Source organism: Kouleothrix sp., assembly GCF_046328425.1.
Lineage (GTDB): Bacteria > Chloroflexota > Chloroflexia > Chloroflexales > Roseiflexaceae > Kouleothrix.
The window spans coordinates 75574-96072 of the sequence record NZ_JAXLWP010000006.1 but is presented as its reverse complement, the minus strand read 5'-3'; the positions used below and the strand labels follow the sequence as shown (position 1 = coordinate 96072).

The 20499-nt window shown below is 67.3% G+C and carries 18 protein-coding genes and 1 pseudogene; 14 read left to right on the top strand and 5 right to left on the bottom strand.

Annotated elements, in window-relative coordinates; genetic code table 11:
* Positions 1–20: 20 nt before the first annotated feature.
* The 4 genes from U0177_RS06585 to U0177_RS06570 all read right to left on the bottom strand — a co-directional run bounded on the left by U0177_RS06585 (position 21) and on the right by U0177_RS06570 (position 5318).
* A complete protein-coding gene (locus tag U0177_RS06585; RefSeq protein ID WP_409569807.1) occupies positions 21–1115 on the bottom strand; it encodes a hypothetical protein in 1095 nt (364 codons plus the stop codon).
* Between the two features lie 504 nt (positions 1116–1619).
* Positions 1620–3788, bottom strand: a complete 2169-nt coding sequence (locus tag U0177_RS06580; RefSeq protein WP_409569806.1) for an ATP-binding protein — start codon at positions 3786–3788, stop codon at positions 1620–1622.
* Positions 3789–3833: 45 nt separating this feature from the next.
* Positions 3834–4514: a response regulator transcription factor gene (locus U0177_RS06575; RefSeq protein WP_409569805.1), complete on the bottom strand. Its 681-nt coding sequence runs from the start codon at positions 4512–4514 to the stop codon at positions 3834–3836.
* Positions 4515–4826: 312 nt separating this feature from the next.
* Positions 4827–5318, bottom strand: coding sequence for a single-stranded DNA-binding protein (locus tag U0177_RS06570; RefSeq protein WP_409569804.1), 492 nt, complete (start codon positions 5316–5318; stop codon positions 4827–4829).
* A gap of 440 nt (positions 5319–5758) precedes the next feature.
* Between U0177_RS06570 and U0177_RS06565 the strand changes: the two genes are divergently transcribed.
* The 3 genes and pseudogenes from U0177_RS06565 (at position 5759) to U0177_RS06555 (ending at position 8960) form a co-directional block, all read left to right on the top strand.
* Positions 5759–6910: a class I tRNA ligase family protein gene (locus U0177_RS06565; protein WP_409569803.1), complete on the top strand. Its 1152-nt coding sequence runs from the start codon at positions 5759–5761 to the stop codon at positions 6908–6910.
* A 183-nt stretch (positions 6911–7093) separates the two neighbouring features.
* Positions 7094–7600 (top strand): annotated as a pseudogene (locus tag U0177_RS06560) (class I tRNA ligase family protein); the annotation flags it as partial.
* 331 nt (positions 7601–7931) lie between these two features.
* A complete protein-coding gene (locus U0177_RS06555) occupies positions 7932–8960 on the top strand; it encodes a DUF5915 domain-containing protein (protein ID WP_409569951.1) in 1029 nt (342 codons plus the stop codon).
* 227 nt (positions 8961–9187) lie between these two features.
* Here the strand turns inward: U0177_RS06555 and U0177_RS06550 are convergent, their stop codons facing one another.
* Entirely contained in the window at positions 9188–9520 is a 333-nt protein-coding gene (locus tag U0177_RS06550) for a hypothetical protein (protein ID WP_409569802.1), read from the bottom strand.
* 177 nt (positions 9521–9697) lie between these two features.
* On the opposite strand from U0177_RS06550, the gene mug reads away from it, so the two are divergent.
* The 11 genes from mug (at position 9698) to U0177_RS06495 (ending at position 20472) form a co-directional block, all read left to right on the top strand.
* A complete protein-coding gene (gene mug / locus U0177_RS06545; RefSeq protein ID WP_409569950.1) occupies positions 9698–10261 on the top strand; it encodes a G/U mismatch-specific DNA glycosylase in 564 nt (187 codons plus the stop codon).
* Positions 10258–10830, top strand: coding sequence for an AAA family ATPase (locus U0177_RS06540; RefSeq protein ID WP_409569801.1), 573 nt, complete (start codon positions 10258–10260; stop codon positions 10828–10830). Before mug ends, U0177_RS06540 begins: the two co-directional genes overlap by 4 nt.
* A 159-nt stretch (positions 10831–10989) precedes the next feature.
* Positions 10990–12477: a protoporphyrinogen oxidase gene (gene hemG, locus U0177_RS06535; RefSeq protein WP_409569800.1), complete on the top strand. Its 1488-nt coding sequence runs from the start codon at positions 10990–10992 to the stop codon at positions 12475–12477.
* 51 nt (positions 12478–12528) lie between these two features.
* Positions 12529–13182 carry a MerR family transcriptional regulator gene (locus tag U0177_RS06530; protein ID WP_409569799.1) on the top strand — a complete coding sequence of 218 codons (654 nt, stop codon included), beginning with the start codon at positions 12529–12531 and terminating at the stop codon, positions 13180–13182.
* Between the two features lie 54 nt (positions 13183–13236).
* The gene (hemA, locus tag U0177_RS06525; RefSeq protein WP_409569798.1) at positions 13237–14484 is read left to right on the top strand and encodes a glutamyl-tRNA reductase; all 1248 of its coding nucleotides are present in this window, start codon (positions 13237–13239) and stop codon (positions 14482–14484) included.
* Between the two features lie 45 nt (positions 14485–14529).
* Positions 14530–15222 (top strand): chlorite dismutase family protein, encoded by a 693-nt coding sequence (locus U0177_RS06520; RefSeq protein ID WP_409569797.1) that lies wholly within the window; start codon positions 14530–14532, stop codon positions 15220–15222.
* Between the two features lie 95 nt (positions 15223–15317).
* Positions 15318–16481: a uroporphyrinogen decarboxylase gene (gene hemE / locus U0177_RS06515; protein ID WP_409569796.1), complete on the top strand. Its 1164-nt coding sequence runs from the start codon at positions 15318–15320 to the stop codon at positions 16479–16481.
* Positions 16482–16533: 52 nt separating this feature from the next.
* The gene (hemH, locus tag U0177_RS06510; protein ID WP_409569795.1) at positions 16534–17466 is read left to right on the top strand and encodes a ferrochelatase; all 933 of its coding nucleotides are present in this window, start codon (positions 16534–16536) and stop codon (positions 17464–17466) included.
* 62 nt (positions 17467–17528) lie between these two features.
* Positions 17529–18473 (top strand): hydroxymethylbilane synthase, encoded by a 945-nt coding sequence (gene hemC / locus U0177_RS06505; RefSeq protein ID WP_409569949.1) that lies wholly within the window; start codon positions 17529–17531, stop codon positions 18471–18473.
* 6 nt (positions 18474–18479) lie between these two features.
* Positions 18480–19631 (top strand): TIGR04053 family radical SAM/SPASM domain-containing protein, encoded by a 1152-nt coding sequence (locus tag U0177_RS06500; protein WP_409569794.1) that lies wholly within the window; start codon positions 18480–18482, stop codon positions 19629–19631.
* A gap of 4 nt (positions 19632–19635) precedes the next feature.
* Complete coding sequence (locus tag U0177_RS06495) at positions 19636–20472, top strand: uroporphyrinogen-III synthase (RefSeq protein WP_409569793.1); 837 nt, start codon at positions 19636–19638, stop codon at positions 20470–20472.
* Positions 20473–20499 lie beyond the last annotated feature (27 nt).

Sequence of the window (20499 nt, the reverse complement as noted above, 5' to 3'; positions counted from 1 at the left end):
TCGCTTGCGGCCTGCTGGTTCTACGCGCCAGCGCCGCGCGGCAGCGGCCAGGGCATATCGTCGCTGCCATCGGCGCGCCGCTGCCAGGTGCGCCCGAGCAATCCGGCGCGCCCCACTCGCCACAGCACCGGCCCAATCCGCGGCCCAAAGCGCTCGACAAAGAACTGGCGGCTCAGGCTGGTGCGGTAGCGCGATTGCACCATCTCGGTGATGTTTTCCAGCCCCGGCTCGGCGACCCGCGGTGCGTCGCTCACCTGGCCGGGCACGTTGAAGCGCACGTCGTCGAGCCCAAACGTAGCAGCGATATCCACCAGCATCGGCATAGCCGCATACGAGGGATTCAGGCTGATCTGCGCGCGCACCGCCATGCCAAGCTCGTGAGCCTGCGCAATGACCTCGATCAGGTCAGCGCGCGCGCTCTTCGAGCCGAGCACCTCAATCGCATCAAGCGGCAGGCTCAGTACCTCGCAGCCGGCGCGCCGAAACATCCGCAGCAGGTCGGGATTTAGCTGGGTGTACGCAATGCTGCCCTCCCAGCTGATGCCCAGATCCGAGGTCGCCAGGTGATACAGCAGATCGGGCAGCCAGCTCGTTTCGGCATTCAACGGCGGCCCGCTGAATACAAAGTGCCGGATGCCATGCTCGCGCGCAACACTGCGCAGCTCAGCGACAATCACCAGCGGGCTGCGTGGCACGAAGCTGTCGGCGCCGCATTGCTGGCCGGTTAAAATCGTCGTCTGCAGGTCGCCCATCGGCGTAAACAATGGGTACTGCTCAAGCGGCAGCAAGTGGCGCGCCGGGAACGGCAGCGCGTCAAGGTCGTCGTCGAGTCCAAGCAGCGCCTCGAAAATGACACTCTGTTCATCGGTGGGGGCAAGCGGCCGCTCGTACTTCCAGAGCGCCTGGGCCATCACCTCGCCCGGCGCAGCCTGGCGGTTTTGCAACGCCAGCGGCATTACCACGGCATGCAAGCCATCGAGCGCTGCCTCGGTGGCCGCTAGCGCCGCCGAGCTCGTGCTGGCAAGAACAACAATATGTGGCCGAAACGCGCGCATTGGCGCCAGGCCATCGCCGATCGATGCAGTGTCGTGCAGCGCTAGGTCATAGATGCGCACAATGTGGCGCTGCTGCTCGAGCAGTGCTCCAAGATAGCCAATCGGCAGAGGAGGTACAATATTGGGGTTTTGGGGGTCGGGAAGCGCAACAAACGCGATTTTCACTGCTCCCTCTCTTCCGCCGGCTCTCACTGCCGGCGCCGATCTGGCTTGGCTCCTTCTTACACGATTGTAGTTTACTGCGCTGATTCATCAATGAACAAATAAAATGAAAGGTTAACAAAACATTCACGCGGCCAAAAAAAGGCGCGGCGCGATTCGTATCGCGCCACGCTTTGGGCTGTGTGCCCTACCAGCATCGCAAAAAGAATAGGACTTATACCAACATTCGCTTGATCACTTACACTTTGGTGGGGGTTTGGGGGTGGCTCCGCCGCCCCCAAATTTCTTATTATGTTGCACTACGTGGCTTCGCCACGTAGTGCAACATAATCTATACGTGATCAAGCAAACGCGGAAACACCGCACACAGAAGATGAACAAGTACCATGCTGCCGCAGGCAGCTATTGATTTAACTTCATTTCGCGCGGCGTCAGCGGCAGCGAGAACGAAAAGCAGCTGCCGTGCCCTTCTTCGCTCTCGACCCACAGCCGGCCATTGTGGCCAGCCACAATCTGCTGGCAGATGGTGAGGCCCAAACCCAGGTGGTTGCCTTTGCTCGAGGCGCGGTTATGCGCTCGGTAGAACCGCTGAAAGATCTTTTCCTGCTCCTCTTTCGGGATACCGACGCCTGTATCGTACACCCGGATCCAAACCTCGTTGGCGTAAAGCTCCGAGCGTAGCGTGATCGTGCCGCCGGGCGGAGTGGCCTTGATCGCGTTTTCGATCAGATTGTTCAGCACCTGGCCGATCCGCTCGCTGTCGAAAATGCACTCCGGCAGGTTCATATCGATCGCATTCACCAGCTCGAGGCCATTCTGCTCGGCCTGCAGGCTCAGGCGCGTGGCGGTGCCGGCCACCAGCAGCGAAAGGTCGTTCCAGCGCGGATCGAGCGTGAGGCGGCCAGCCTCAACCCGATTGTATTCAAGGAATTCGGAGATCCGGCTTTTCAGCAGCTCGACCTGGCCGTCGGCAATTGTTAGAAACTCATTCTGCAGCGCCGTGAGCGCACCGGCCTGGCCGCGCAGCACTACCTTGATAAAGCCGTTGAGCGAGTTGAGCGGGTTGCGCAGCTCGTGCGCCACCATCGAAATAAACTCGCTACGCGAGCGCTCTTCGAGCTTCTGGGCGGTAATATCGTGCAGCACGATCGCTACCAGCGGCTCGTCGCTCTCGTCGTAGCGCACCAGCGAGGCGTACGCCTGGAAAAAGCGGCCAGCGTCGTCATCGCTGGGCTTGAATTGCATCTCCGTCATCAGCGTCGGCTTGCCCTCGCTGCGGATCTGCTCGGCCAGGGCGATCAGCCGCTCGCCGATCGGCTGCATATCGCCCGATCCGTCGAGCAGCGCCTCGCCACGCGGGTTGGTGATCACAACCTGCGAGTGCACGTCGACTACCACAAGGCCATCGTTGATATCGCGGATCACCGATTTCAACAGCTGCTGCTGCTGGCTCAGCTGATTATGCAGCTCGGCATTATTGATCGCAATACCAGCCTGCATCGAGAGCGCCGTCAGGTGGCGTGCGTCGCTGCTTGAAAACGCCGAAACAGTGCCGCTCACCACCGTCAGCGCACCCTCGGCCGGGCCATCGCCAACGAACAGCGGCACGCACAGCACCGAGCGCATCCCTTCCGGGATCGTCTCGGCTAGCTCGGCATCCAGCGCCGCATCGGTGATAATAATCGGCACCTCTTGCCGCATCGCTCGGCGCGTAAGCGACGCGGCCCAGTCGTAGCCCTTGCGGCTTTCGAGCATAAACAGGCGATGGTCGAAATCGCCGCTTTGCTGAAGCGAAAGCACGACACCATGCACGCGTGCCGCGCCGAGCATCTGGACTGTGCTATCGACGATCTGATTCAGCACTTCGTCGAGGCTCAGCGTGCTGGTGATCACGCGCAGGCCCTCTTCAAGGGCGTGCAGCTGGCGCATGCGCGCGCGCAGATCATTGGCGCTGCGCTCGAGGTCGCCAATGCGCGCTTCCCGGCCCATGCGCTCGGTGCGCAGCTCCTGGTGGAGCGCGCCGTTGAGCCGCTGCTGCAGCGAGTTAGCCCAGATCGCGGCAGTGCCGATTGCCAGGCTACCCAGTAGCAAGCCCCAGTCGGCGCGCGGGTCGAGCGGCGAGAGCGGAGTAGCCATGCCGAGCTGCTTGACGTAGATATATATCGGGCTGAACAGAAACGGCAGCACCAGCGCAAGCGGCAATCGGCGGAATGTCGAGAGCGCCCGCACGATCAGCAGAACATACAGCGGGTATACCAGGCTGCCAAGCAGGCTGGCATAGCTGATCAGCGCGATGCTAAACAGCAGGTCGATGCCAACCGCCATCCAGGCTGTCGTTGGCATCGACGAGGTAAACACAGTGGTGCGGGGCCGGCGCCGGATGAAAATCAGGCTAAGCTGAACCAGCGCGTACACAATCAGGGCGAGGCCAAGCAGCGGCGAGGGGGCCATCGACGCGAGCCACCAGGTATAGACGAGTGCGAAGAGCGGAGCGACAGCGCGTAGTAGCTCCCGCCGGGCGGTTTGGATGCCGAACCGGTTATGGGTCGTTATACTCTCGCCAGCTGCCATGGCTGCCGCCGCTCTCCTTATATCGTGGCCGAACCGATGTAGAGCTTATATCTCGAACTTGTACCCGAGGTTGCGCACCGTCAGCACATGGTGCGGATGCTCGGCATCTTTCTCGATCTTGGTGCGCAGGCGGCGAATATACACCGCCACCAGGTTGCTCTCGCCCTCGTAGTCGTAGCCCCACACCTTGCTGAGAATCTGGCTGGTGTTCAATACCCGGCCGGCGTTCTTCATCAGGTAGTAGAGCAGGCGAAACTCAAGCGGCGTCAGCTCGATCGTACGGCCGTCTTCAAACAGCACCTTGTGCTCGACAGGGTCGAGCGTGATGCCGCCCTGGCTCAGCCGGGCTGAAGGATTGAGCATGTCGCTGTTGCGCCGGCGCAGTACGGCCTCGACGCGCGCGAGGAGCTCGGAGGGCTCGAACGGCTTGACCAAGTAGTCGTCGCCGCCGATTTGCAGGCCCATAACGCGATCTTGCAGCTGCGAGCGCGCCGATAGAAAGATGATCGGCACGTCGGAGGTGCGGCGGATCTGGCGGCAGATATCAAAACCATTCGACTTTGGCATCGAAACGTCGAGCAGCACCAGGTCGGGGTTGTACTGCTCGATGACCTGCAGGATGCTCGGGCCATCGTAAGCCTTGAACACTCGGTAGCCGGCTTCTTCAAGCAAGAAGGAAGTCAATTTCACACTGGGCAGATCGTCATCGGCAACTAAAATATGCATTTGCGGGCACTCCTTGCTGTTATATCAGCATCAACCACAGCGCTAGCCTAGGGCTACGCTGTTGTGCGGTTTCTGTCTGACAATGTCGGCTGCATAAATTCTTTCTATTCATATAAACTGCTCCTATGACGAAAAAGTTACGCGTATTCGGAGCGATTTTGTTATCACTTTGAGACAACTGCTTGCACAGGCGGCGCGGGGCACGCGCATATTGGCCCGTATACAAACGCAAAACCAGCGGGCCATCACGGCACCGCTGGTACTCTATTGTACACCATATAGCCTGCGGAGTGAAGCTTTTTGATTACAACTTCAAAACGGCAGGTCTTCTTCTTCAAAACTGGTGGTGCCACGTGGCAGCGCGGCAACTTTTGCGGCGCGCGCGCCAGTGCCAACCGCCCTGCTCTCGCCCGCCGGCATGCTCGAAGGGCGAGCGGCAGCTGCCACTTCCGATGCGCTAGCTGGCTCGCGCCGAGTGTCCAGGATGATAATATCGCTGGCGATCACCTCGCTGAGGTAGCGCGTCTGGCCTTCTTGATCTTCCCACTGGCGCGTCTGCAGGCGGCCCTCGACATACAGCCGTGAGCCTTTGCTGAGCCACTGGCCGCAGATCTCGGCTAGCTTGTTCCAGGCGACTACTCTGAACCACTCGGTATCCTCGTGCGCCTCGCCCTCGGCGGTGCGCCAGGAGCGGTTGGATGCGACGCGAAAAGTGACGACAGCGTGCCCCTGCGGCGTTTGACGCATTTCCGGGTCGGCGCCCAGGCGGCCAGTAAGCTGCACTTTGTTCAGATCTTTCGCCATTGCAACACTCCTTTTCAAGGCCAGCACTGCGCTCTCTTTGCACTATAGCACACATGTTCGCAACACGTCAAGCGCTTTGCACGCACGCCAGCCTGTGGTACAATATGGATACAGGCGCCGAAGGAGCAGAGTACCCGGCAAACGTTGGCCCAGCGAGCGCGCATTTGGTGTGAGGCGCGCCCGGCGAACCGGCGAATATCCCTCCCGAGCTGAGCGACGAACCGCAAGTTTGGCGTTAACGCCATGGCGTTATCGAGTAATACCGCCGTTGCTTGCGCAGTAGTTGGCTCCGTACTCGCCCGACGTTACACGGGCGCAGGTGCAGCGAGCACCTGGCCAAGCGGGCGCGCATGCGCCAAGCGGGGTGGTACCGCGGGGTTTTGTAACCTCGTCCCTGATTGCAGGGGCGGGGATTTTTGTTTTCCGGGAGGGTTCACACTATGCCGTTTCAAGATGTCGATTCGAAGCTCGCGTTTCCGGCGCTCGAGCAGACGGTAGCGCAGTGGTGGGCCGAGCACAATATTGTGAAGCAGGCGCTAGCCGCTGGCGACCGGGCGAACCCGTTCATTTTCTTCGAGGGGCCGCCGACGGCGAATGGCCGCCCTGGCGTGCACCATGTCGAGGCGCGCGTCACCAAAGACCTGATCGTGCGCTACCAGCGCATGCGCGGCCGCTATGTGATCGGCGCGCGCGGCGGCTGGGACACCCACGGCCTGCCCGTCGAGGTCGAGGTCGAGAAAGAGCTGGGCTTTAACGGCAAGCCCGACATCGAGAAATACGGCATCAAAGAGTTCAACGCCAGGTGCAAAGAAAGCGTCAATCGCTATGTCGACGAGTTCGAGCGGCTGACCGACCGGATCGCCTTTTGGCTCGACCTCGAGCACCCCTACACGACCTACGACAACAGCTACATCGAGTCGCTGTGGTGGATCTTGCGCCAGTTCTGGGACAACGACCTGCTGTTCCGCGACTACAAGGTGACGATGCACTGCCCGCGCTGCGGCACCACCCTGGCCGATGCCGAAGTGGCCCTGGGCTTCGAGGACGATGTCGACGACCCGAGCGTGTGGGTGCGCTTCCGCCACACCCCCTCCGGCCACCCCCATGACGACCAGCTCGCCGGCGCCGCCTTTCTCGCCTGGACGACCACGCCCTGGACCTTGCCCGCCAACGTCGCCCTCGCGCTCAAGCCCGACGCCGACTATCTGCTCGTGGACTATCACGGCGCCGCCGCCCCGAGCGGCTGGTGCTGGCTGCTGCCCTCGCCGATCGCGTGCTCGGCGAAGGCACCTACCGCGTGCTCGCGACCTTCCGCGGCGACGCGCTCTGGGGCGTGCGCTACCAGCGCCTGTTCGACAACGTGCCCGGCTCCGGCGATACCCCCGACCTCGCCCGCGCCTACCTGGCCATCGCCGACGCGTTGTCTCGCTCGAGGACGGCACCGGCATCGTGCACATCGCGCCGGCCTACGGCGACCTCGAGATCGGCCGCACCTGCAGCCTGCCGACGCTGTTCTCGGTCGACCTGAGCGGCACGACCTACGCGCAGTACGACGCGCTGGGCTTTGGCGGGCTGTTCTTCAAAACGGCTGACCCGGTGATCACGCGCACCCTGCACGAGCGCGGGCTGCTGTTCCGCAGCGGGCGAGTGCGCCACGCCTACCCGTTCTGCTGGCGCTGCAAGGCCGCCTACGCGCTGCTGCTCTACGCCAAGCCCTCCTGGTACATCCGCACCACCGCCAGAAAAACGGCTAATCGCCCACAACCAGGCGGTTCATGGTGCCCGAGCATATCAAGAATGGGCGCTTCGGCAACTGGCTGGCCAACAACATCGACTGGGCGATCAGCCGCGAGCGCTACTGGGGCACCCCGCTGCCGATCTGGGTGTCGGACGACGGCAAGCATGGAGTGCATTGGCTCGCTGGCCGAGCTTGAGCAGAAGGTCGGCCGCAGCCTGAAGGACCTCGACCTGCACGCCCGTACGTCGACGAGCTCACCTGGCCCGCGCCGCGGCGGCCTGATGCGGCGGATCCCGACGTGGCCGACGCCTGGTTCGACTCGGGCGCGATGCCGGTGGCGCAGTGGCACTACCCGTTCGAAAACCAGCAGCTGTTCGAGATCGCCGGCCAGGCCGACTACATCTCGGAAGCGATCGACCAAACGCGCGGCTGGTTCTACACGCTGCACGCCGTCGCCACGCTGCTGTTCGACCGCCCGGCGTTCAAAATGCGATCCGCCTTGGCCACATCCATCGACACCAAGGGCGAAGATGTCGAAATCGCGCGGCAATGTCGTCGACCCGTTCGCGCTGCCCTCGACGAGTTTAGCGCCGACGCCGTGCGCTGTATATGTTCGCCAGCGCCCCGCCTACAATCCACGCTGCTTCGGCCCCGAGCAGTGGGCGAGATGCTGCGCTGGCTTCTGCTGACGCTGTGGAACACCTGCAGCTTCTTCACCACCTACGCCAACCTCGACGGCTGGGCGCCGCCCGACCTCGCCCCGCCCGCCGACACGCTCCTCCCCACCGACCGCTGGGCCCTCGCCCACCCCAGCGCCCTCGTCCAAACCGTTACCGCCGCCCTCGACACCTACGACATCCACGCCCGCCAAAGCCATCGAGGCCTTTGTCGAAGACCTCTCCAACTGGTATGTCCGCCGCAACCGCCGCCGCTTCTGGAAGGCCGAGAGCGACGCCGACAAGCAGGCTGCCTACATCACCCTCTACACCTGCCTCACCACCCTCGCGCGCCTGCTCGCGCCCTTCACCCCCTTCCTCGCCGAGGCGCTCTGGCACAACCTCGTCGCCTCTCAGCGCCCCGGCGTGCCGCAGAGCGTGCACCTCGCCGCCTGGCCCCAGCCCGACCCTGCCGCCCGCGACGACGCCCTGCTCGCCGACACCGCCACCCTGCTCGAGGCCATCCGCCTGGGCCGGGCTGCCCGCCGCCAGGCCGGCATCAAGCTGCGCCAGCCGCTCGGCGTGCTCTGGCTGCGCGTGCCGCCCACCGCCCTCGACGGCATCCGCCGCTTCGAGAGCGAGCTGCGCGACGAGCTGAACGTCAAGGTCGTGCACTACCTCGACGCCGCCGCCACGCTGGTCGAGTATCGCGTCAAGCCGAACCTGCGCGTGGTGGGCAAGAAGTACGGCCGGCAGGTGCCGGCGCTGACGCAGGCGCTGGCGGGGCTGGCGGGCGAGGCGGCGCGTACGGTGGCGCAGGCGGCCGAGGCCGGCACGGCGTTCGAGCTCGTCGTCGATGGGCAGGCGCTGCAGCTGCAGGCGGAGGATGTGCTGGTGAGCAGCACGGCGCCAGCAGGCTACGCGGTGGCGGAGCACGAGGGCGTGCTGGTGGCGCTGGACACAAGCGTGACGGCCGAGCTGCGAGCGGAGGGGCTGGCGCGGGAGCTGGTGCGGCAGATCCAGGATGCGCGCAAGGCGGCGGGGCTGGCGATCGCCGACCGGGTGGCGGTGACGCTGGAGGGGGCGGATGCGGAGGTGGCGGGGGTGGTCGCGGCGTGGGAGGGGTATCTGCGCGCGGAGACGCTGGCGGCGCGGCTGGCGCTGGCGGCGCCTGCGTCGGGGGCGGCGGTCAGCGCGATCGAGCTCGACGGCCGCCCGCTCACCCTCGGCCTCACCAAAGCCGAATAAGCCTAGGGCTTACGCAGCTGCTGTTCGGCTTCCCAAAGCCGCGCACGTTGCCTGTGGCAGTGATCATCGTGTGTCCATTTTCCGCGCTGCGCGCGGAAAATGGACACGTCCAAAAGGAAAGTACCACTCTGCCGAAGACTGAGCACGCCAACCGCGTAAGCCCTAAAGCCATCTATCGGAACGTGTACGGGCGCGGTGCGGCGCTCGAACCAGCTTCGCAGCAGCCCCTAGCCGCCCGGCGCAGGCATGGCCGGCGCGCCAGGCGCGGAATGCTGCAGCAACAGCGCGACCACGCGCCGGTTCTCCATTGCGGCCTGCTCGTCGGCGATGATCGACGTGGCGATCACGTTCTCTTCGGGCGTGAGCGCGACCAGCTCTTCGGCATCCAGATCCTCGAAGATCGGCAGCGTGCCAGTGCGGCGGATGTAGGCGGCGTACGTTTCGACCTGGTCGGGGGTCAGCAGCGCCGCCAGCTGGCCGGCGTAGCGCCGGTACCCCTCGATCAACTCGGCATCGCGCGACGGCGACAGGCCAATCAGCGCATCGTAGATTGTGCTCATGGGCGCCCCTTTCTGATGCGGCTCGCGGTACACCGGCATCTTAAGCACATCCCGTTCCATGGCCGCAAGCGGCTACGAGCACGCAGACGGGGTATAATAGACTTCAGCTGTTTCCGAGAAAGTCTAATCGCGCCACGAACACCCTGTGGCCAGGCCGCGCAAGCAAACAGGAGCGCCATGAGCAACCTTCGCCCACCCACTCGCGCCGAGCTACTGGCCGCGGCCGGCCGCACGATCCCCGATATCATCGCCCCTGGCCTGCTTGTGCTGTTCTGCGGGATCAACCCCGGCCTGTACTCCGGCGTCACCGGACATCACTTCGCGCGGCCGGGGAATCGCTTCTGGCCAACGCTGCACGCCGCCGGCTTCACGCCGCGCCGGCTGCAGCCGAGCGAAGAGCGCGAGCTGCTGCCGCTGGGCTATGGCATCACCAATCTTGTTGCGCGCGCCACCGCCACCGCCGACGAGCTGGCCCCGGCCGAGCTGGTTGCGGGCGGCGCGCTGCTGCGCGAAAAGGTCGGCGAGCTGCGGCCGCGCATCCTGGCGGTGCTGGGCGTCACGGCATACCGCGCCGCGTTCGGCCAGCCACGCGCCACGCCGGGCCGCCAGGATGCGCGCTTGGGCGACACGCTGGTGTGGGTGCTGCCCAACCCCAGCGGGCTGAATGCGCACTACCAGGCCGCCGATCTCGCACGCGTCTACGGCGAGCTGCGCCTGGCGGCCGAGCAGCTGGCGGAATGAGCCCGCCCACCCCGGCCACACTGGTCGTCGTCACCGGGCCGCCAGCCACCGGCAAAACCGCCCTCAGCCGCCGCCTGGCCAGCGACCTGCGCCTCCCGCTGCTGGCGCGCGACGCGCTCAAAGAGATCCTGTTTGATACGCTTGGCTGGAGCGACCGCGCCTGGTCGCGCCGGCTAGGCGCCACCAGCTACGAGCTGTTGTTCCACGCCGCCGAGCTGCTCATGCGCGCCGGTGGCCCGTTCATCCTCGAGAGCAACTTTCAGCACGAGCCAAACTCGGCGCGGATCGCGGCACTCGCACAACGCTACAGCTACCAGCCTTTCCAGATCCGCTGCTACGCCGACCCGGCGGCAATCCTCGAGCGCATGCAGCGGCGCAGCGGCAGCGGCGAGCGCCACCCCGGCCATGTCGAGCAGCAGGAGCTTGTGGGCCTCAGCGCCGCCGGTATGGTCGGCGCCATGCCACCACTCGCGATCGGCGGCACGCGGATCGACCTCGACACCAGCGACTTCACACGCCTCGACTACCCCGCTTTGCTGACGGCGCTGCGCCAGGCGCTCGGCCAGTAGCAGCCGCGCGCTGCACAGCTGTTGGGCAGCAAATGTGTCAGCTTTGCGCACTAGAATCGGGCAAATCTATCCATTCTCTGCCTTGACATCCGGCGATCTTACGGTTAAAATAATGCGAGATTTGATAGATTTGATAGATTTCCTGATAGATTTAAACGTATGGCACACCAAGCAGTGTTGAGCGAGCGCGGCGCAGCGAGCCACGAGCATGGCCACGTCGCGATCGTAGGCGGCGGCATCACCGGGCTGAGCGCGGCCTTCTACCTCGAGCGGGCTGCCCGCGCGGCCGGCATTCCGCTGCAGTGCACGCTGATCGAGCGCGACGCGCGCTGGGGCGGCAAGCTGCTCAGCGAAACCGTCGGCGAGTTTGTGGTCGAGGGCGGCCCGGACTCATTCATCACCCAGAAGCCGTGGGGCCTGCAGCTGGCGCGCGACCTGGGGCTGGCCGACCAGCTGATCCCAATCAGCGAGCGGCGCGGCAAGGTGTATGTGCTTTCGGGCGGGCGGCTGCGCCCGATGCCCGACGGCATGATGCTGGTAGTGCCGACGCGCATACTGCCATTCGCGCTCTCGCCGCTGATCTCGCCGTGGGGCAAGCTGCGCATGGCGCTCGACCTGCTCACGCCGCCACGGCGCGACGGCGCCGACGAGACGCTGGCCGAGTTCATCCGCCGGCGCCTGGGCCGCGAGGCGCTCGACAAGCTGGCCGACCCGCTCATGTCGGGCATCTACAACTCCGAAACCGAGCGGCAGAGCATTCTGGCAACTTTTCCGCGGCTGCGCGAGGTTGAAGCACGGCACGGCAGCCTGATCCGCGGCATGATCGCCCAGCGCGCGGCCGGCGCGGGCAAGCAGCCGGCAGGCGCGCCTTTTGTGACGCTGAAAAACGGCGTGGCCGGGCTCGCCAGCGCGCTGGTGAGCGCGATCGGCGGCACGCTGATGAGCGGGCGCGGCGTGGCCGCGCTGGCGCACGACCCGACGGCCGCGCGGCCGTACCGGCTGCGGCTCGACGACGGCGCCACGCTCGACGCCGACGCGCTGATCTTGGCCACGCCGGCCTATGCCACCGCTGGCCTGGTGGCGCCATTCGCGCCAGCGCTGGCCGAGGGCCTGCGCCAGATCCGCTACGTCACCACCGGCACTGTGTCGCTGGCCTACCGCCGCGACGCGCTCGGCCAGCTGCCCGACGGCTACGGAGTGGTGATCCCGCGCAGCGAACGGCGGCGGATCAATGCGATCACCGTGACATCGAGCAAGTTCGCGCACCGCGCCCCCGACGACGCCGTGCTGCTGCGGGTGTTCGTGGGCGGCTCGCGCAACCCCGATGTGGCCGAGCTGGGCGACGCGGCGCTGCTCGCGCTCGTGCGGGCCGAGGTTGAGTCGATCCTGGGCATTCGCGCCGAGCCGCTGTGGAGCCGGATCTACCGCTGGCCGCGCGCGAACCCGCAGTACGACGTAGGCCACCTCGAGCGGATGGACGGGCTCGACGCGCTGTGCCCGCCGGGCCTGCTGCTGAGCGGCAGTGCCTACCGCGGCGTCGGCATACCCGACTGTGTGCGCCAGGGCCAGCAGGCCGCCACTGCGGCGCTGGGCTTCGTGCGCCAGGCGCGCGCGGCCGGCGCGGCCACCAGCATCACAGGCAACTAGGCACCTTCGCGCACTGCCCATGCTCGCTTTCGCACCTGCCAGGAAGCACCGATGAACACACACGCCGACATCCCGACGCCCGACGACGCCGAGTGGCTGTCGCTGCACGAAGCCAGCGCGCTGCTGGGGGTCAATACCTCGACCTTGCGCCGCTGGGGCGACAGTGGGCGCGTGCCAATGAAGCGGACGCTAGGCGGGCACCGGCGCTTTTCGCGCGCCGCGATCGCCCGGCTGGTCGACGCGCCGCAGACCGCCGCGCTGGTGCCGCATCATAGCCCTGCGAAGCCGCCGGCCGGCACCACCTGGGCGTTTGACAGCCACATGCTGGCGCAGCAAGAGTGGCACACGCGCTTCAGCGCAGCGCCACTCACAAGCCGCATGCGCGGGCTGGGGCAGCGCCTGCTCGGCCTGCTGATCCAGTATATCAACCGGCGCGAAGACGACAGCCGCTTTCTGGTCGAGGCGCGCGCGATCGGCGAGAGCTACGGCCGCGAGTCGCGCGCCGGCGGCGTCAGCCTGCACGACACCGTCGAGGCGTTTCTGTTCTTCCGCAGCGCCTTCGCCCAGCTGGCCATGCCGCTGCCGGGCATCGCCCAGCCGACCGATCTGGCCGCGGCGGCGGGGCTGCACGCGCGCCTCGATCATTTCATGGACGCGATTCTGCTCGGCGTGATCGCCGGCTTCGAGAATCACGCGCAGGGCTAGCGACACCGAGAGCAGAGCACCGCCGGCGGTCTCTTTTCCCAAAAGGACATACACGTGACACAGTTCGCCATTATCGGAACCCACCAGCGCATCTGCCCGGTTGCGATGCGCGAGCAGCTCGCGATTAGCCCGGCCGATACCCAGGCTGCGCTGGCCGATCTGCGCGCGCACGCCGGCGAGGGCTTTATTATCTCGACATGCAACCGCGTCGAGATCGGCGGGCTGGTGGCCGATGGCCAGGATGCCTCGGCCGCGCTGATCGCCTTTCTGACTGAGCGCCACCATATTCCAGCCGAGCAGCTCACCGCGCACCTCTACGCCTACAGCGGCCCGGCCGCCGTGCGGCACCTGTTCCGGCTGGCCGCCGGGCTCGACTCGATGGTGCTGGGCGAGGAGCAGATCCAGACACAGCTGAAGGGCGCGCTGGCCGACGCGCAGGCTGCCGGCACGGCCGGGCAGGCCACCACCCGGCTGCTACAGCACGCCCTGGCGGTGGGCAAGCGCGTACGCACCGAAACGGGCATCGCCCGCCAGCACCTGTCGGTGGTGTCGGTGGCGCTCGACATCGCCCGCGAGCAGCTAGGCGATCTGGCGAGGCGGCGCGTGCTGCTGCTGGGCGCCGGGCGCACGGCCGAGCTGGCGCTGAAGCACCTGCGCGGCGCGCACGCCGAGGTGACGATCGTCAACCGCACCGCCGAGCGCGCCCGCGCCCTGGCCGACGCCTACGGCGCCAGCGCCCTGCCGTATGGTCAGCTTGAGCCGGCGCTGGCCGCCGCCGACGTGGCGATCTGCTGCACCGCCGCGCCCGGCTACGTCGTCGACGCCAGCATGGTCGCGCGTGCCAGCGCCGGCCGCGCCGCCGGGCTGCTGCTGCTCGACCTAGCGGTGCCGCGCGATATCGAGCCGCTGGCCGCGCAAGTTCCCGGCGTGCGGCTGTGGGATGTCGACAGCCTGCAGGTAATCTGCGAGGCGAACCGGGGCGCGCGCGAGGCCGAGGTGGCCCACGCCGAGCGGCTGGTCGACGGCGAGATCGCGCGCTTCGAGGAGTGGTGGGGCACGCAGCACGTGGTGCCGACCATCCGGGCGCTGCGCGAGCGCGCCGAGCACATTCGCGCCGCCGAGCTCGAGCGCACGCTGGCCAAGCTCGCGCACCTTTCGCCGCAGGAGCAGGCCGCGATCGGCGCGCTGAGCGCCGCGATCGTCAACAAGCTGCTGCACCAGCCGATCAGCGCATTGAAAGACCCTCACAGCGGCGGCCAGCTGGCCGCGCTCGTGCAAGAGCTGTTTCAGCTCGGCACCTAGCCCGCGCCGCCGCCTGTGAGATAGTAGACACGGAAAGGACAGTCCATGGCATCTCTAGAGCATACGCCCGAGCGCTGGTTCGTGCAGTACACCGCCTTCAAAGCCGACCCAGCCTGGCGGCGGCTGCCGCACGGCGCCCGCGAAGACGGCCGCGAATCATTCGCGCGCGCCATCGAAGAGTACGCGCCCGGCGTCGCCACATGGGCCTACAGCACGATCGGCATGAAGACCGGCTGCGACCTGCTGCTGTGGCGGCGCGGCGCCGACCCGATCGGCATGCAGGAGATGACCGCGCGGCTGCTGCAAACCGGCCTGGGCGCGTACCTCGAGCTTGCCCACAACCTGTACGGCTTCACCCGGCCCTCGAACTACACCAAGCGCCCGACCACCCAGGAGCAGGCGATCGAGCTGAACGACCGCCAGACCTTCCTGACGGTCTACCCGTTCAGCAAGACCACCGAGTGGTACCTGATGAGCCGCGACGCGCGCCAGGGCATGATGAACGAGCACATGCGCATCGGCCACGACTACGCCGACATCCGCCAGGTGCTGCTGTACTCGACCGGCCTCGACGACCAGGAGTTTGTGGTGGCCTACGAGATGGACGATCTGCCGCGCTTCAGCGAGCTGGTGACGGTGCTGCGCGACACCGAGGCGCGGCGCTACACGCTGCGCGACACGCCGATCATCACCGGCATCCACCGGCCGCTGCGCGAGGCGCTTGAGCTGATTGGGTAGTTTTGAGCTGTAAGTTCTGAGTTTTGCATAGAGCTGAACTCGAAACTCAAAACTGAGTGCAGCCTATCACACATCCGAACCGGGTTTGACGAAAGATGGAAGACGAAAGACGGCGCTGTTTCGTCCTTCGTCCTGAAAACTCGGATCGAACCTGCGGTAGCCTGTACTTAGCACTCATGAGGTATCGTTTGAACGATCGCTTTCTTAAAGCCTGCCGCCGCCAGCCGGCCGACCGCACCCCGGTGTGGTTTATGCGCCAGGCCGGCCGCTATATGCCCGAGTACCGCGCCATCCGCGAGCGCTACGGCTTTCTCGAGATGGTGAAGACGCCCGAGCTGGCCGCCGAGATCACGCTCCAGCCCATACGCGCCTTTGCCGTCGACGCGGCGATTATCTACGCCGACATCCTGCCGCCGCTTGAGGGCATGGGCCTGTGCCTGAGCTACGCCAAGGGCGAGGGGCCGGTGATCCACAACCCCCTGCGCGCCCCGGCCGATATCGCCGCGCTCGCGCAGCCCGACCCGCGCGAGACCGTGGGCTACACGCTCGAGGCCATCCGGCTGGTGCGGCGCGAGCTTGGCGCCACGCTGCCGCTGATCGGCTTCAGCGGCGCGCCGTTCACACTCGCCAGCTACGCGATCGAGGGCGGCGGCTCGCGCGAGTACCGGCGCACCAAACAGCTGATGCACCGCCAGCCCGACGCCTGGCACGCGCTGATGGCCAAGCTCGCGCGGCTGGTGAGCGACTACGCGCTGGCGCAGCTCGCGGCCGGCGCCGACGCGATCCAGCTGTTCGACAGCTGGGCCGGTGCGCTCGCCCCCGACGACTACGCCGAGTTCGTGCTGCCGTATGTGCAGCAGATCGTTGCCGCGATCAAGCGCCACGAGCCAACAACTCAAGACCAGGCGCCCGGCGCAGGCGGCCCTGGCGCCCCGGTGATCTACTTCGGCACCGACATGAGCGGCATGCTCGGCATGCTGCGCCACACCGGCGCCGACGTGGTCGGGCTCGACTGGCGCATCGCGCTCGACGACGCCTGGGCGCAGCTCGGGCCGGGCGTGGCCGTGCAGGGCAACCTCGACCCGCACACATTGTTTGGCCCGTGGGAGGCGATCGAGCGCCGCGCCGCCGCTATTCTGGATCGCGCCGCCGGCCGGCCCGGCCACATCTTCAACCTCGGCCACGGCATCCTTACCGAAACGCCGGTCGAGCACGTCGCGCGGCTGGCCGACTTCGTGCATGAATACTCTTCGCACTGACAGGAAGGGCACCGTGCCCCTGCGCATTGGGGGCACTCAAAGGCACCAACATATGAGCGAAACCACTCCGACCGGCATCATGGTGATGGCCTACGGCACGCCCGAGACGCTGGCCGATGTCGAGCCATACTACACACATATCCGCGGCGGCCGCAAGCCCTCGCCCGAGCAGCTGGCCGACCTGATCGGGCGCTACGAGAAAGTCGGCGGGCAGACGCCGCTGTACGAGCTGACCAAAGGCGTGGCCGATCAGCTGCGCGCCCGGCTTGAGCACGAGTTCCCCGGCCGCTACCGCGTGTACCTGGCCATGAAGCACTGGCACCCATATATCGCCGAGGTCGTGCCGCAGATCGCCGCCGACGGCATCCGCGAGGTGGTGGGCGTGGTGCTGGCGCCGCACTACTCGCGCTACAGCCTCGAGGGCTACCGCAGCTACACCGAAAAAGCGCTCGCGCAGCTCGATCGGCCGTTCAGCTTCCGCTTCGTCGAACACTGGCACGATCACCCGCTGTTCCGCGCGCTGATCACCGACCGCATTCGCGCCGCGCTGGCCGAGTTCCCGCCCGAGGCCCAGGGCCAGGTCGCCGTGCTGTTCAGCGCCCACAGCCTGCCCGAGAAAATCGTGGCCATGGGCGACCCGTACGTAGCTCAGCTGCGCGAGAGCGCCGCCGCGATCAGCGCGCTGGTGGGCCTGCGCGAGCACCGCTTCTGCTTCCAGAGCGCCGCGCCCACGCCCGAGCCGTGGCTCGGGCCAGACATCGTGGACTACCTGCAAACCCTGCACGGCGAGGGCGTGCGCTACGTGCTCAGCGTGCCGTTCGGCTTCGTGGCCGAGCATCTCGAGGTGCTGTGGGATATCGACACCGAGGCGCAGGCCAAAGCCCGCGCGCTTGGCATGACGCTGCGGCGCATCCGCATGCCCAACGCCGACCCCGAGTTCGTCGAGGTGATTCGCGCGGTGGTGCTAGAGAGCGCGGGCAGCTGAAAGAACACCCTGCGATGAGCAACACTATGGCTTCTGACACAATCTCGCGTATCGCCCGAGGAATGGCAAGCGGCGGGCCAGCCGCCGTCCATCTGCCGTCGCTCGTGGTGATCGGCACGCGCGCGAGCAAGCTGGCCCTGGCGCAGACATACGCCATCCGCGACGCGCTGCTGGCGGCCTGGCCGGGCCTGGAGGTTGGCGTCGAGCAGATCACCACGAAAGGCGACCTGATCCTCGACCGGCCGCTCAGCGCGATCGGCGACAAGGGCCTGTTCGTCAGCGAGATCGAGCAGGCGATGCGCGAGCGGCGGGTCGACCTGGCCGTGCACAGCGCCAAGGATCTGCCCTCGGAGCTGCCGCCCGACATGGCGCTGGCGGCCCTCCCGGCACGCGAGAACCCCTTGGACGCGCTGGTGTCGCTGCGCGGCGAGCGCCTGGCCGAGCTGCCCGAGGGCGCGCGCGTCGGCACCAGCAGCCTGCGGCGCGCCTGCCAGCTGCGCGCGATCCGGCCCGACCTGCGCGTCGCCGACCTGCGCGGCAATGTCGACACGCGCCTGCGCAAGCTACGCGAAGGCCAGTACGACGCGATCGTGCTGGCGGCCGCCGGGCTGCGGCGGCTGGGGCTGGCAGGCGAGATCACCGAGCTGCTGAGCCCGGCGCAGATGCTGCCGGCGGTGAGCCAGGGCGCGCTCGGCATCGAGGCGCGCGCCGGCGACGCCGAACTGGCGGCGCTGCTGGCGCCGCTCGATCATCCGGCCACGCGCCTAGCCGTCACCGCCGAGCGCGCGTTCCTGGCGCGGCTTGGCGGCGGATGCCAGGTGCCGATCGCGGCCTACGCCCAGGCCGAGGGCGACCAGATCCAGCTTGGCGGCATGGTCGGCGCGCGCGATGGCCGCGTGGTGCGCGGCGCGCGGCGCGGCCCGGCCGCCAACCCTTCCGCGCTCGGCACGGCGCTGGCCGACGAACTGCTGGCCAACGGCGGCCTGGCGCTTCTACAAGCGGAGTAACGCATCATGAACACTGCCGTACCGGCAATGCACAGCCGCCACCACGCCCCGCGCGATTACGCCAGCACGCCGCTGAATGTGTACTGGGAGATGACCCAATCGTGCGCGCTGGCCTGCCGCCACTGCCGCGCCGAGGCCATGCTGGCGGCCCACCCCGGCCAGCTGAGCACCGCAGAGGGCAAGGCGCTGCTGCGCCAGGTGGCCGATTTCGGCGAGCCGCGGCCGCAGGTCATTCTCACCGGCGGCGACCCGCTGCAGCGGCCCGATCTGTTCGAGCTAATCGACGAGGCCGTGCGCCTCGGCGTCAGCGTGTCGATCACGCCGGCCGCCACGCCGCGCCTGACATACCACGTGCTCGAGCAGCTGCGGCAGCATGGCGTGGCCGGGCTGGGCCTGAGCCTCGACGGCGCGGCGGCCGAGCGCCACGACGCCATTCGCGGCATCGACGGCTGCTTCGAGCGCACCATTCTGGCCGCGCGCTGGGCCGCCGAGCTGGGCATCCCGCTGCAGGTGAACACGCTGGTGGCCGCCGAGACCGCCGCCGATCTGCCAGCGGTGTTTGAGCTACTGAAGGGCCTGCGCGTGGCGCGCTGGAGCCTGTTCTTCCTGATCTCCGTCGGGCGCGGGCGCGTGCTCGAGGCGCTCAGCCCCGAGCAGGGCGAGGCGCTGATGCGCTGGGTGTATGCCACCAGCCGCGTGGCGCCATTCGCCGTGGCCACCACCGAGGCGCCCTCGTACCGCAGGGTCGCGCTCGAGCTCATGCGCGCCGAGGGGCTGTCGCCGGCCGAGATCAAACAGACGCCGGCCTACCGCGGGTTTGGCATCCGCGACGGCCACGGTATTGTGTTTGTCTCGCATACCGGCGATATCTGCCCGGCTGGCTTTCTGCCGCTGGCGGCCGGCAATGTCCGCCACGACTCGCTGCCCGAAATGTACCGCAGCGCGCCGCTGTTCGCCAGCCTGCACCAGCCCAGCGGCTTCACCGGCAAGTGCGGCAGCTGCGATCACCGGGTGATCTGCGGCGGATCGCGCTCGCGCGCCTTCGCCGCCAGCGGCGACCCGCTGGCCGAAGACCCGTTTTGCCCATACCAGCCGGGGAAGAATGAGCACGTGCCCAGCGCGGGCGCCCGCGCGGCTGCGCCGCACCCTCTCGCTTAACCATATGAGCAGCACACCATCACTGCCGCTCGCCGGCATCCGCGTAGCCGTCACCCGCCCGGCGCACCAGGCCGCCGCGCTGCTGGCTCGGCTGCGCGCGCTGGGCGCCGAGCCGCTGGCCTGCCCGTCGATCGCCATCGCGCCGCCGGCCGACCCCGCCGCGCTCGACGCGGCGATCGCGCGGCTGGGCAGCTACAGCTGGCTGATCGTCACGAGCGCGAATGGCGTGCAGGCGCTGCTCGGCCGCATGGCCGAGCTCGGCGCAAGCAGCATGCCGCTGCGCCGAATTGCGATCGGCGCGATCGGCCCGGCGACCGCCGAGGCGCTGGCCGAGCACGGCCTGCGCGCGTCGTTCGTGCCCGGCGCCTACGTGGCCGAGGCGATCGTAGACGAGATCGGCGACGTGGCCGGCCAGCGCATTCTGCTGCCGCGCGCCGACATCGCGCGCGAGGCGCTGGCGGTTGGGCTGCGCGCCAAGGGCGCCGAGGTGGACGAGGTGGCGGCCTACCGCACGGTGCCCGGCCCCGGCGCGGCCGATCTGGCCAGCTGGCTGCGCGCCGGCACGCTCGGCGCGATCACCTTCACCAGCTCGTCGACCGTGCGCTACCTGCTCGACGGCCTCGGCGCGCACGGCTTCGACCGGCCCACGGCGGTGGCGGCGCTCAATCGCACAGCCGTCGTCTGTATCGGCCCGATCACCGCCGCTACCGCGCGCGCCGAGGGCCTGCGCGTGGCCGCCGAGGCACGCGAGTACACCGAGAGCGGCCTGCTCGACGCGCTAGTTCAGTGGTTCAGCGGGCCGGCGGTTGGCACGCCGGAGCGCCAGGACGTTGCACGTTAAACGTTGGAACGTTCAGCCTGCAAACCT